Annotated in this window: 11 protein-coding genes; 8 read left to right on the plus strand and 3 right to left on the minus strand. The window is 45.0% G+C overall.

The window, feature by feature from the left end; genetic code table 11:
• Positions 1 to 177 precede the first annotated feature (177 nt).
• Complete coding sequence (locus QUB44_RS24560; protein WP_333371573.1) at positions 178 to 1,389, minus strand: glycosyltransferase family 2 protein; 1,212 nt, start codon at positions 1,387 to 1,389, stop codon at positions 178 to 180.
• Positions 1,390 to 1,512: 123 nt separating this feature from the next.
• Between QUB44_RS24560 and QUB44_RS24565 the strand changes: the two genes are divergently transcribed.
• The 3 genes from QUB44_RS24565 (at position 1,513) to glcD (ending at position 4,427) form a co-directional block, all read left to right on the plus strand.
• Complete coding sequence (locus tag QUB44_RS24565) at positions 1,513 to 1,905, plus strand: transporter (protein ID WP_333166099.1); 393 nt, start codon at positions 1,513 to 1,515, stop codon at positions 1,903 to 1,905.
• Positions 1,906 to 1,997: 92 nt separating this feature from the next.
• A complete protein-coding gene (locus QUB44_RS24570; protein ID WP_333371575.1) occupies positions 1,998 to 2,882 on the plus strand; it encodes a DUF6671 family protein in 885 nt (294 codons plus the stop codon).
• Positions 2,883 to 2,951: 69 nt separating this feature from the next.
• Positions 2,952 to 4,427, plus strand: coding sequence for a glycolate oxidase subunit GlcD (glcD, locus tag QUB44_RS24575; protein ID WP_333371577.1), 1,476 nt, complete (start codon positions 2,952 to 2,954; stop codon positions 4,425 to 4,427).
• A 204-nt stretch (positions 4,428 to 4,631) separates the two neighbouring features.
• Here glcD and QUB44_RS24580 read toward each other — a convergent pair whose 3' ends face one another.
• Positions 4,632 to 6,422, minus strand: a complete 1,791-nt coding sequence (locus QUB44_RS24580) for a PAS domain S-box protein (protein WP_333371579.1) — start codon at positions 6,420 to 6,422, stop codon at positions 4,632 to 4,634.
• 577 nt (positions 6,423 to 6,999) lie between these two features.
• On the opposite strand from QUB44_RS24580, the gene purH reads away from it, so the two are divergent.
• Positions 7,000 to 8,547 carry a bifunctional phosphoribosylaminoimidazolecarboxamide formyltransferase/IMP cyclohydrolase gene (purH, locus tag QUB44_RS24585; RefSeq protein WP_333371581.1) on the plus strand — a complete coding sequence of 516 codons (1,548 nt, stop codon included), beginning with the start codon at positions 7,000 to 7,002 and terminating at the stop codon, positions 8,545 to 8,547.
• 204 nt (positions 8,548 to 8,751) lie between these two features.
• Positions 8,752 to 9,696 carry a 2OG-Fe(II) oxygenase gene (locus tag QUB44_RS24590; RefSeq protein WP_333371583.1) on the plus strand — a complete coding sequence of 315 codons (945 nt, stop codon included), beginning with the start codon at positions 8,752 to 8,754 and terminating at the stop codon, positions 9,694 to 9,696.
• Positions 9,697 to 10,044: 348 nt separating this feature from the next.
• Here QUB44_RS24590 and QUB44_RS24595 read toward each other — a convergent pair whose 3' ends face one another.
• Positions 10,045 to 11,526: an ankyrin repeat domain-containing protein gene (locus tag QUB44_RS24595; protein ID WP_333371586.1), complete on the minus strand. Its 1,482-nt coding sequence runs from the start codon at positions 11,524 to 11,526 to the stop codon at positions 10,045 to 10,047.
• Positions 11,527 to 11,622: 96 nt separating this feature from the next.
• Between QUB44_RS24595 and QUB44_RS24600 the strand changes: the two genes are divergently transcribed.
• The 3 genes from QUB44_RS24600 to QUB44_RS24610 all read left to right on the plus strand — a co-directional run bounded on the left by QUB44_RS24600 (position 11,623) and on the right by QUB44_RS24610 (position 13,443).
• Positions 11,623 to 12,093: a DUF4079 domain-containing protein gene (locus QUB44_RS24600; protein WP_333371588.1), complete on the plus strand. Its 471-nt coding sequence runs from the start codon at positions 11,623 to 11,625 to the stop codon at positions 12,091 to 12,093.
• Positions 12,094 to 12,245: 152 nt separating this feature from the next.
• Entirely contained in the window at positions 12,246 to 12,995 is a 750-nt protein-coding gene (locus QUB44_RS24605; protein WP_333371590.1) for a hypothetical protein, read from the plus strand.
• Positions 12,985 to 13,443: a DUF7689 domain-containing protein gene (locus QUB44_RS24610; RefSeq protein WP_333371592.1), complete on the plus strand. Its 459-nt coding sequence runs from the start codon at positions 12,985 to 12,987 to the stop codon at positions 13,441 to 13,443. The genes QUB44_RS24605 and QUB44_RS24610 overlap by 11 nt, the downstream gene beginning before the upstream one ends.
• Positions 13,444 to 13,542 lie beyond the last annotated feature (99 nt).

The raw sequence follows: 13,542 nt of genomic DNA on the forward strand, positions 1-13,542 counted from the left end.
ATTGAAAATTATTAGAGCTGGCTGTTTGATTATACCAGATAGTCTGAAATTTGGCTCCTGCGACCCTGATTTTCCCTGCATTGCGATCGCCCCGATATTGCCTGCAGTGCGATCGCCCTGAACTTCCTCTGCATGAAAATTTAGTTTTGAGGAATGTTGGCAGTAAATTTAATGTTATTACCTACGCTTCAACCCCAGCACGCTGAGAAAAAAGCTCGACAAAACCATCTGCAAACCAACAGTCAGGCAAGTGAGCGAGGGAATAACCAAACGCAGAGTTTTAGAAGGATCGAGAGAACCGAAAGCAGTTTTGCTCCAGATAGTTAATGATAGGAACGAGCCAAATATTCCGATTAAAATCAGCGTGACTCCGACAATCAATCCTGTCTCTAGGGTGACATAGCGAAATATTTTGTTGAGTTTGGGGTCTTCTGGCAGGAATTTCTCGCTGATGGCAAAAATCTTGGTGAAAAAAGCAAAAGTTATTGCTTGAAAACCGATGATAATTGCGATCGCACCATACAGCAGCGTGTGTACATCAAAGCTGATACTCCCAATCTTTTGAGTACCGGGCAACAGCCAAATGCTAACAATTAGACCCCAAATCATCAGCGCAGTACCCGGATACAAAAACAGCCACCGAGGACTGTAAAGCAGCAAAAATCGCAGGTGCCGCCAGCCATCTCGCCAAGTTCGCAAGTGCGGCGGGCGGCTGCGGCCGTCGGGAGAAAGTACCGTTGGGATTTCAGTTATCCGCAGCTTGTACACAGATGCCTTGACCACCATTTCGCTAGCAAATTCCATCCCCGTCGTTTGCAAGTCGAGTTTCAAAATTGAGTCTCTCCTAAAACCCCTGAGTCCGCAGTGAAAATCGCCCACGGGACTTGCAAAAAATAGCCGCCCAACCCATGTCAGCACCGGATTTCCTAAATATTTGTGCAGCGGCGGCATTGCACCCGGTTTGATTCCCCCTTGAAAGCGGTTTCCCATTACTAAGTCGAAACCTTCTCGCAATTTGTTGACAAAAAAGCCGAGGTTGGAAAAATTGTAGCTGTCGTCAGCATCGCCCATGATAATATAAACTCCGCGCGCTGCAATGATGCCTCCCATCAGGGCGCTGCCGTAGCCTTTGGCTGCTACGGGCACAACTCTCGCTCCCATTCTGGTAGCGATAGCTTGAGAACCGTCAGTGCTGCCGTTGTCTGCTATGATGACCTCGCCTGCAATATCAAGTTCGCGCAGGGACTTCTGTGCCTTCTCGATGCAGATTTCTAAAGTTTCTGCTTCGTTCAGACAAGGCATGAGTATTGATAGTTCTAGAGTATATTCTCCGTTTGGGTTGGTCTGCTCTGCCATATATTTGTTCGACTCTCGATCGCGATCGACCATACTTGATTTTCCCGTATCTCTGCTTAAAATATTAGTGGTGAATAAAATCTAACAAAACTTAATTAAAGTTTTTCAGGTTTGTGGGAACGGCAATTTTTGATTGTACTATAGGTTAGTAAATTTATGAATAGAAGCGTTTTTATGTTATTGCTTGCTGCAATATTGTGCGGCGTCGCAGGTCAATTTAGTCTGAAGGCAGGAGCTAAAATATTAGGGCCCATTGGCGCTGCTAATTTAATAGAAAAAATTCTAGCAATGGCTACTCAGCCGTTGATAGTAGGTGGTCTTTCTTTGTATGCAATTTCTTCGATCGGCTTTATTGTAGTTTTGTCGCGGGCAAACCTTAGCATAGTCTCGCCTTTACTGTCAATTAGTTATCTGTTTACTGTTTTAGGCGGCAAACTTATATTTCACGAGCCTTTGCCGCCGCTGCGGTTGGTAGGCGTGGGGCTAATTATGACAGGAGTAATTTTTGTACTCAGAGGTCAAGCTGGGGGGGTGACTGGAGGCAACTAGCGATCGCTTTTAAGATTGACGCTTGAGTGCTGAATTGATAACTTAGGTCAAAGGGTATATTTGAGCCTTCTGTTATGAAATGATACTGCTGTATGTCTAATATTTCTGAGCCTGTGAATCCCAATCAATTATTGAGCGATCGTACCGCAGTTCTTGCTACCATGCACCAAAAAGAACGGGTGATGGCTCCAGTGTTGGAACGAGAATTGGGTGTAAATATCTTAGTACCTGCGGTGCTTGACACTGACGCATTCGGCACGTTCACCAGAGAAGTTAAACGCTTAGGAACACAAATAGAAGCGGCTCGCCATAAAGCACAAAAAGCCCTAGAAATTGCGGGCGAAACTCTTGGCTTTGCCAGCGAAGGTACTTTCGGTCCTCACCCAATGATGCCGTATCTTCCAGCTAACAGAGAAATAGTGATTTTATTAGATCGATCCAACAATCTAGAACTAATTGGCGACTCTTTCTCGGTTGAAACTAACTACAGTCACCAGTTAGTTTCCAGTATAGAAGAAGCAGATGATTTTGCTAAAAAAGCGGGATTTCCCGATCACGCACTGGTGGTTATAGTTGGCGATGCTGCCCTCGGTAACGGCGAAATTGTCAAGGGCATTAAGACAGAAAAACAACTTTTTGACGCTGTAACAGCAGGCTTTGAAAAATCGTCAACCGGCCGAGTTCACATCGAAACAGATATGCGGGCGATGTACAATCCAACTCGGATGAAAAACATCGAAAATGCAACTCTCGATTTAGTTAAAAAATTTAAGCAATTCTGCCCGGAGTGCGCTTGGCCGGGATTCGATATTGCTGAGACGAAAATCGGATTGCCCTGCGGACTTTGCTATTTTCCGACTCAGCTAGTGCGATCGGCAATCTATAAATGCAAAAACTGCGGTTATACTAAAGAAAAACTATTTCCCGACGGTCGAGAGACTGCCGATCCTTCCCTGTGTCAATATTGTAACCCTTAGAAAAATAATTGCCTAAACTTAGTAAAATTTGCAACAATATTATTGATAGTTCCCTAATAAAAATCACTAATGATAGCCGTAGAAACAGAACGCAACTGGAAACCCGTTATTAAAGAATTCGAGGCTGTAGTCGGCAAAAATGGCGTTGTGCAGCGCCGCGAAGAATTGATTGTCTACGAGTGCGACGGACTCGCCAGCTACCGCCAGCGCCCCGCCGTGGTGGTATTGCCTCGAACTACGGAGGAAGTGGCGCAATTGGTCAAAATATGCGATCGCAACTCAATTCCCTGGGTGGCTAGAGGCGCAGGAACCGGCCTTTCCGGCGGCGCTTTGCCTGTAGAAAACTGCGTGCTGATTGTCACTGCCCTGATGCGAAAAATCCTGAAAGTAGACTTAGAAAATCAGCAAGTAGTCGTGCAACCGGGAGTAATTAATAACTGGGTAACCCAAGCAGTTAGCGGCGCCGGTTTCTACTACGCACCCGATCCTTCCAGTCAAATTGTTTGTTCGATTGGCGGCAACGTTGCCGAAAATTCTGGCGGGGTTCACTGCCTCAAATACGGAGTCACAACGAATCACGTTTTAGGATTAAAATTGGTACTGCCCGACGGTTCAATTGTCGATGTCGGTGGCGAAATTCCCGAAATGCCCGGTTACGATTTAACTGGTGTATTTGTCGGTTCCGAAGGCACTTTAGGAATCGCTACAGAAGTTACTTTGCGAATTCTCAAAGCGCCTGAATCTATTTGCGTTCTCCTAGCGGATTTTTCCAGTATAGAAGCAGCGGGCGAATCGGTTTCCGATATTATCAGCGCTGGCATTATTCCCGGCGGCATGGAAATCATGGACAACATCAGCATCAATGCTGTGGAAGATGTGGTGGCAACTGGATGTTATCCCCGCGATGCGGCGGCAATTCTCCTCGTAGAAATCGACGGTTTAGAAGTGGAAGTTGCCACAAACAAACAGCGGATTGCTGATATTTGCAAGCATAACGGAGCACGAAATATCACGACAGCAAGCGACCCGGAAACCCGCCTAAAAATTTGGAAAGGGCGGAAAGCTGCTTTTGCAGCGGCGGGTCATCTCAGCCCGGATTATTACGTGCAAGACGGCGTAATTCCGCGGACGCAAATGGCTTATGTTTTGAAAGAAATTGAGGATTTGAGCGAGAAATACGGTTATCGGATTGCTAATGTATTTCACGCCGGAGACGGGAATTTGCACCCGCTGATTCTGTACGATAACTCGGTAAAAGGTGCGCTGGAAAAGGTGGAAGAATTGGGCGGAGAAATTCTCAGGCTTTGTGTGAAAGTTGGCGGAAGTCTTTCGGGGGAACACGGCATCGGCGCTGACAAGAAGTGTTTTATGCCGGATATGTTTTCCGAGGTAGATTTGGAGACGATGCAGTGGGTGCGTCAGGTGTTTAATCCGAAAGGTTTGGCGAATCCTGGAAAAATGTTTCCGACGCCGAAGACTTGTGGGGAAGCGGCGAGGGCTAAGGTTGAAACTTTTAAGAAGTTGGATGGTGCGGAGGTTTTTTAATTCACTATTTATGCGGGTAAGGTGAGCAGAAAAGCACCCTAGGATTGTCTCTAAAATGGGGAGGCAGAGCCTCTAAGTATGCGTTCCCAGCAAGAGTCTGGGAACGATAAAAAACGAGAAAAATCGTTTTTTACGAGTGCGAGAGTCCCGCTCGCTTGCTTGCCTATATATCACGTTGGTAAGGTGCGGATTACGCACTCTGCGCTAAGGTGCGATCGGAATTTTGATAGTAAATTCCGTGCCCTTGCCCAATTCGGACGTACAATTTAATTCGCCGTTGTGTCTTTCTACAATAATTTGATAGCTAATTGACAAACCCATTCCCGTGCCTTTACCAATGGGTTTGGTAGTAAAAAATGTATCGAATATGCGCTGCTTGACTTCCTCAGTTATTCCCGGCCCGTTGTCACCAATTTTAATTTCTACAAAATTGCCGACAACTTCCGTGCCAATCCTAATCTGGCTGGGATTTTCTAGCATTTCTTGACAATTTAGCCTACTGTTCGCATCTTCTAAAGCATCGATAGCATTGCTGAGAATATTCATAAAAACTTGATTTATCGGCCCAGCGAAACACTCAACAGTCGGCAATTCTGCGTATTGTTTGACAATTTGAATTGGCGGCTTTTCTCCGTTCCCTTTCAAACGGTGATTGAGAATTAACAGCGTGCTGTCAATACCTTCGTGGAGGTTAATGGGTTTCATCTGTGAATCGTCGTGCCGCGAAAAGTTCCGCAGCGACTGCACAATCTGGCAAATCCGCTCGACACCCATGCTCATTGAGGATAGTATTTTAGGTAAATCTTCAGCTAAAAAATCGAGTTCATTTTCTTCTCTTTCCTGTTGAATTTCCGCGACTGGATTAGGATAATGCTTTTGGTAAAGTTCGAGGTGGTCAAACAAGTCTTGAGTATAATTTGTGAGATGAGCGAGATTGCCGTAAATGAAGCTGACTGGGTTGTTAATTTCGTGAGCTACTCCAGCCAGTAGCAATCCCAAACTAGACATTTTTTCGCTTTGAACTAATTGGGAATTAGTGGCTTTGAGTTCGTTAAGTGTGGCTGCTAGTTGAGCGGCTTGTTCTCTGCTTTGTGCTTCAGAATTATGCAAGGCTTCTTCGGCTTGTTTGCGCTCAGTGATGTCTCTCTGTACGCCAATAAAATGAGTTAATTTGCCCAGTCGATCGCGCACAGGAGATATTGAGAAACAATTCCAGAACGCGGTTCCGTCTTTGCGGTAATTCTTTAATATTACCTTGCATTCGCTTTCTGTTTGCAAGGCTTGGCGAATTATTTCTACTGCCGCCGGATCAGTATCGCTTCCGTGCAAAAATCGGCCGTTTTTTCCGATAATTTCCTGCCGCCGATAACCTGTCATGCTTTCAAATGCGGGATTGCAATAAATAATTGGATTTTCGGGGTCAGTGGCGTCAGAAATGGTAACTCCAGTGCTAGTAGCCGCTATAGCTCGATCGTACAACCAAAGCATTTCTTCTGCGCGCTTGCGATCGGTAATGTCGCGTAGCGTAGCTAAATAAGCTATTTCTCCATCCCATTCCGTTTCCACCACCCGCATTTCTACTACAGCATTTGCTTTTTGCTTGCGAATAGCTTCAACTTCTGTTTGCACGACGCGAGTTCCTGGTGCTTCTGTTTTTCCAACTTGGGGAATAATATCCGTCGCCATCTCAAGGTCGCAAGCTGAAACTTCTACTACTAAATTGCCAAAAAATGCTTGCCCTAAAAGTTCGTCTGCGGTGCAGTTAAACAAGGCTTCTGCTGACGGGTTGGCAAAACAAATAAGTCCTAGCTTGTTGACGATTGCGATGCCGTCGGCATTTTTTTCGATCACATTCCGAAACCGAGATTCGCTAGCTTTCAAATCATGCTTTAGCTGTTCCATTGCTCGCTCCATCTGCTGCAATTCGCACAAACTAAGACTATAAGCTTCGGAAATATTGGCCTCGGTCGAATTCTCTGCTCTTTTTTTGGTCATCTGTTGATAGCCTGTTCTATTGGTCAGATGGGAAGCAGTTTTTTTATGGTTCCTGCTAATATTACTGAGTTTATTTTCTGGATCAGCTTCTTGAAAAAACATATTTCTACCCTACCAAATTATTTTCTAGATTAAGGTGGTGCGATCGCCCTATTTTCCGGGAAATTTAGGGATATAGCAATTTACACCCGATGCTAGCACATTACTTTTAGAATTCATCCTAAAACATCGTTAAAATTCAAGAGCGATCGCCCTATCATTATCTATTAACTTTTATTAAGTAATTTCAACAACATTGACACTTACGTAGCGACACGAACTGTGCAAGCTGGATATGGCTTCAATCCCCCTCGCACTCACAAAATAACCAGTTCCACGCGCAAGTTCTACATATTTAGAAGCCACTGGTCAGTATAAAATATTATATAAGTTTGACAAAAAACATGGTCAAAAATAAGCGAACTCATCTTTATTTTCTTAAAAAGGATCATAATTAGCCATTACCAAATCATCTCCCTGCAGGCAGATGTGATATAGAATATAACCTATCTATTTTTGCGATCGCAACTTCAAACCAATGGCACGTCTAGCACTTCTGAGCACATCCAATAAAAGCGGACTAATCGACTTAGCGCGCAGTCTAGTAGAAGAATTTGAATTTGACATAATTAGTAGTGGCGGGACAGCAACAGCCCTCAAAGAAGCAGGCATCCCAGTCACCAAAGTTGCGGAATATACTGGTTCTCCCGAAATTTTGGGAGGGCGAGTCAAAACACTTCACCCACGAATCCACGGTGGCATTTTAGCACGCCGCGATGTACCGGAAGACCTCGCAGATTTAACCGCAAATAAAATTCGAGCGATCGATCTAGTTGTAGTCAATTTGTATCCATTTGAAGAGACAATTTCTAAGCCAGGAGTTACTCTAGCAGACGCAATTGAGCAGATAGATATCGGCGGGCCGGCAATGTTGAGAGCTTCCGCCAAAAACCACGCTCATTTGACAGTTTTGTGCGACCCAGAACAGTACAATACTTATTTAAAAGAACTGCGGGAAAATGGCGGCGAAGCATCCTTAGAGTTTCGGCAAAAATGCGCCTTAGAAACCTTCAAACATACAGCCAACTACGATCGCGCGATCGCAACTTATCTCAGCAGCAGCCAATCCCCTGAAGCATCTTCGCTACCACAGCAGTTTAATTTATCAGGAAAAGAGTTGCAAACTCTCCGCTACGGCGAAAATCCCCATCAAGCAGCCACCTGGTATCAAAGCGGAAGTACACCCACAGGCTGGACGACTAGCACCATCCTGCAAGGCAAAGAATTAAGCTACAATAATTTAGTAGATTTAGAAGCAGCAAGGCGGCTAATCGTAGAATTCCCGGACACACCCGCCGCCGCTATTCTGAAGCATACAAATCCTTGCGGTACAGCCTTGGGAACAACTATTTCTGAAGCGTATCAAAAAGCCTTCGACACCGATTCAGTCTCAGCTTTCGGCGGAATTGTCGCCCTAAATCGCCCGATTGATGCTGCTACCGCAACGGCCTTAACTCAAACTTTTTTAGAATGTATCGTCGCGCCGGGGTGCGAACCTGAAGCAGAAGAAATTATCAAGAAAAAGGCGAAAGTTCGAGTATTAATTTTGCCAGATTTGACTCAAGGGCCGCCACAAACTGTTAAAATTATTGCAGGCGGTTTGCTGGTGCAAGACTCAGATAATATAGTAGAAGAAACTAGCAAATGGCGCGTTGTTACTGAGAAACAGCCGACGGCGGGAGAGTTGGAAGAATTGCTGTTTGCTTGGAAAGTAGCGAAACACGTCAAATCAAATGCGATCGTTGTGACGCGCGATCGCACTACAATCGGTGTCGGCGCCGGACAAATGAACCGCGTCGGCTCAGTTAAACTAGCATTAGAACAAGCAGGAGACAAAAGCAAAGGAGCGATTTTGGCTAGCGATGGTTTCTTCCCCTTCGACGATTCAGTCAAAACTGCGGCTGAGGCGGGCATAATTGCGATCGTCCAACCGGGAGGAAGTATGCGCGATCAAGATTCCATTCAAGCCGCCAACCAACTCGGAATCACAATGGTTTTCACCGACATCCGCCACTTCTTGCATTAATTAAGTTCCTAGTGTAGTAATGACATCTTAGGTATCTGTCACTAACAGGGAAGATGCCTATTCCACAAGAGTCAATTCTCTTGTGGGATGGGCTTCTAGCCAGCCCTCAAGCAATGATTAAATTTTTGTTCTTCCTTCTTCCTTCTTCCTTCTTCCTTCTTCCTTCTTCCTTCTTCCTTCTTCCTTCTTCTATAACTAACGGCTATGAATACCACAATTCAACAGCAAATTAAACCCCAAGACATAAAAGTCAAAATCCTGCTAACCGGGGGACATCAATGCACCGTCACCCTCAAATCTGATACACCATTATTGCACAGCCTGATCAAAACATTAGTCGATCGCACCCAACAAACACTCAGTTTTTCGCCCTTATTTCAAATCCCCATAGACGACGGGCGTTCCACCCTTTTTTTTCCCGGCGAACACCTAGTCGGATTAGTCACAGAACCCCCAATTTACTTGCAGCAACTGGAATCGCAGCAGCCTGCAACTCCTGTAGAAATCCCCGCACAAATTCCCGCAGAAATTCCTGCCCCTGCGCCACCTGTAAATGACGATTTAATATCTCGCTACGCCCAAATAGACAACTTTTTGACCCCCGCAGAAAAGAACAAACTCCTTAAATATGTCTTAGCAAAAGAATCAGAATTTGTGAGTACCAGCACCTCAACCAATGCCGAAGATTACCGCCGTTCGATGGTACTCCACTCGTTCCCCGAATTTTCGGAACTGATGGTTAATCGCATCAAAGCAATTCTCCCCGACGTGCTGAAAAGTTTAAATATTCCGTCATTTCCCCTGGGTGAGATAGAAGCTCAGCTAACCATGCACAATGACAACAACTTTTATAAACTTCACAACGACAGCGGCTCGCCAGATACCGCCAGCCGATTTTTTACTTACGTTTACTATTTCTATCGAGAACCCAAGGCTTTTTCAGGTGGCGAGTTGCAGATTTATGACAGCAAAATCGAGAACAATTTTTATGTGGCGGACAAGACATTCAGAACCGTTGAGCCTCGCAATAACAGCATCGTATTTTTTCTAAGTCGCTATATGCACGAAGTGTTGCGAGTTAGCTGTCCCTCGAAAGCTTTTGCTGATAGTCGCTTTACTATTAACGGCTGGGTACGTAAAGCAAATTGAGGTTAATATCGATTCCGGTTGCACCGGAATGCTTGTTGACTGTTCACTGTTGACTGTTGACTGTGAGTCAAAAAAATGAAAATTGCGCGAATTTTTTGTTGGCATCGGGATTCGACTTTACGCCCGACGATGAAGCGCGCATTTGATATCCTTGCGGCGCAGCCGAAATTGATATAATTCATCGTCCTGGACGCACTAATCACCTAATTTTGTCATTCTGAGTGAAGCGAAGAATCTCAAACTATTGCCACACCTTTACAATGCGTAAGTCCCGATATCTGAGATTCTTCACTTCCCAAAGCCTACCCTCAGAATGACAGAATTACCTTACTCAAAACTATTTCATTCTTACTCCAGGGCTCCAGCACTTTTGAGCAATTTCACCACGCTGGAATAACGTTTAAACTCAGCCAGCATTAAAGCTGTATAATTTCCCGGATTTTTGTGGTTTAGTTCTGCACCAGCATCAATTAAAACCTGTACAGCACCGACACAACCCCGATGTGCAGCCCACATTACAGCGGTTGCGCCGGAATCATCGAGCAAGTTGACATCCGCACCTTTTTCGACTAATAATTGGACGATCGCCACATAACCCCGATCGCACGCTTTCATTAAAGCCGTTTTCCCCAAATCCGCCGGGACATTGGGATCCGCACCGCCGTCAAGCAAAGCCTTCACCGTCTCGGTATGTCCGTGAAACGCAGCCAGCGTCAAAGCCGTCTCCCCAAAGTTTTTAGCATTCAGATAATCAGCGGGATTTGAGTTTACTTTTTGCAGCAAAGCCGATACGATCGCACTATGGCCGTGAACAGCCGCCACCAGTAAAGGCGTATCGCCCAACCGATTTCTAGAACCGACACTAGCACCTCGGTTTAAGAGCAATTCCACGACATCTTCGCAGCCTTCAACCACGGCAAAATTCAAAGCAGTTTCATCATCTTTATCCTTAGCGTTGATATCGGCGCCAGCATCGAGTAAGATATGGGCGATCGACAAATTTCCTCCAGCAGCAGCGGCCATCAAAGCCGTGCCCCCATCTCCATTTTTCACATTCGCATCAGCACCCGCACCAAGCAAAGTTTGCACCACATCAGTATTGCCGGCATCTGCAGCCAAAGTTAAAGCAGTTTCTCCGTTTTTGTCGGGAATTTCGACATCAGCACCAGCAGCCAACAGCGCCTCGACAACAGCCAAATTTCCCGCCGTCGCAGCCAGCATCAAAGCAGTTTTGCTTTCTAGATTTTTAACATTAGCATCCGCCCCACACTGGAGCAAAATTCGCACAATTTCAGCGCTACCTTGACGGACAGCTAAAAACAGCATAGAATTGTCAGCAACAGCACCCGCATCCACCAAAGCTTTGACAACAGCTTCGTGCCCGGATAAAGCAGCTATTTTCAGAGCAGAATCTCCATCTTTATCTTGTACATTTACATCAGCATTAGCATCAAGTAAAAGCCGGATAACATTGATATCACCTTTCAGAGAAGCCGCCATCAAAGCCGTACTTCCATCATCATTTTTAGCATTAACATCAGCACCCGCCGCCAGCAACAGCCGCACAGAGTCAGCCTGTTTGTGAGCCGCCGCCAGCATCAAAGCTGTCAAGCCAAAACGCCTGCTCACATGGTTGACATTAGCGTCATTGTTTAGTAGAATACGCACGATTTCTGTATAGCCCTTTTGGCTCGCAAACATCAAAGCCGTCGTCCCCTCAGAGTCTTTGGCGTTAGCGTTAACATTCTTAGCGAGTAAAGCTTGGACGTGAATAATGTTGCCAGTCTTGGCGGCTTGGATTAATACAGTGTCTTGTTTAGTGGCAGGCATAATAGTCTCTCATACCGTATATTTTTACCGTCGCACGAGACGGCCTGACTGGTATGCTAAGTTTTATGAAGTATGTTTGCTAATCCTCAGAACACTATGAATCTCGAAATTCCCCAGTCAGTGAAAGTTTGGAGCCAATTCTTCCACCCAGTTTTAATGTGGGTATTGCTGGCCATCTCATTTTATGCTTTGTATCTCGGCCTGCAAATCCGCCGTACCAGAAGTGCGGAAGGCGAAGTCAAAAAAGAGTTAATTAAGGGTAAATTTAACATCAAGCATCACCAGATGGGTTCTTTGCTGCTAGCCTTGATGGTAACGGGTGCAGTCGGCGGAATGGCCGTCACCTACATCAACAACGGCAAACTATTTGTCGGGCCGCACTTGCTAGCAGGATTGGGAATGACGGCAATAATTGCGATCGCAGCCTCCCTGACTCCTTTGATGCAAAAAGGCAATGATTGGGCGAGAAACACTCACATCTTTCTGAATATTGTGCTCTTGGGGCTGTTTGGCTGGCAAGCGGTATCAGGCTTGGAAATCCTGCAAAGAATTATCAGCAAAATGTGAGGATTTGGGTAAGATTGCTAATTTAGGACTTACGCAAAGACTCTACTTGTAGGGTGCGCGAGGCGCACCTTACCCTTTGTGCTTAAAGGAATGTATAAGTAAGCCAATTAGTCTCAAGTTAACTTTCTATTAGCAAAGACAAGACAACTAATATGCCTTCTTTAAAAATACATCGCCAATATCAATCCGGCATCGAAAAAATTATAGCCTTGGACAACTCAGTGTTTGAGGCTATTTTGACTGCCTTGAGAAAAACAGTCCCTGCGTTGCCTATTGATGATTTAGTCAGAAACGTAGAGTCAGAGGTAGAAAACACGAACCATGATGATTTAGTCAATATACTAGAGAGTATTATTCCTATATACGCTTTAAAGAAAACTTATGCTTGGACAGTGGAAGAACTAGCAGAGGAGCTTATTGCGGCTGTTGATGAATTTGAAAACCTCTCTAACTTATCAACCGAAGAAAAAGAGCGATTTTGTGAAAAGCTTAATAACTTGTTGATGCCGAATAGCTTTTTAGAAGCGGCATCAAAAGCCAAAGATGTTTTAAAAGTATATTTGTTGCCTTCAGGAATTCCTGCTGATGACTTCCCGATTAAAAGCAAGGTAGAACTAGAAGCAGAGTTTAAGAAGTTCGCCGAAGAATGGCGTGTCGAGACGGGGATGCTATCATTAGTTACACAGAAATCAATGCACCAGGCTTATCAGAGAATTATCGGCATGGGACAGCCAGTTATCCCGTTGATTTTGCGTGACCTCGAACAAAAGCCAGACCATTGGTTTTGGGCATTGAGGGCAATTACTGGTGACAATCCGGTAAAACCAGAACAGCGCGGCCGGATGAAGCAAATGGCCCAAGCCTGGATACAATGGGGAAAAGAACACGGTTATGAGTGGTAAGCTAGAGTACCGAAAAATATTGAGATTTCCTAACTTAGAGCTTACTGAATATCAAGTAACAAGTGAAGAAACAGTAGATTATAATTGCTTTGCTTTTGTTGCTGGAGAAGAAGAATGCAGATGGGACCCGGTAGACCCTGATGGGTACTGGCCGGATGGTGTTTCAAGAGAGTTAACGCTGGAAGCTTTTATCCAAGCTTATCAAACTATTGGATATGAACCTTGTGATAATCGTGACCTTGAACCGGGGTTTCAAAAAATAGCAATATACACCTATAACGGCCAGCCACAGCACGCAGCCAGACAAGAAGAGGATGGTAAGTGGAAAAGCAAGCTAGGGGATTGGGAAGATATCGAACATGAATTAGAAGGGTTAGAAAATCCTAACTATTATGGAGTTGTTCAACAAATATTAAAGCGAGCGATAATCCTTCTAAATATTTCTTAGACGGCAATTCAACTTTTGAATAATACCAGGGCTATTTCATTCTAAACAGCTTCTTCAAAACGTCTAGACCATAGCCCGCGAGCCGTTGTGCCTGTGCCA

The sequence above is a fragment of the Microcoleus sp. AT3-D2 genome (genome assembly GCF_036705715.1).
Lineage (GTDB): Bacteria > Cyanobacteriota > Cyanobacteriia > Cyanobacteriales > Microcoleaceae > Microcoleus.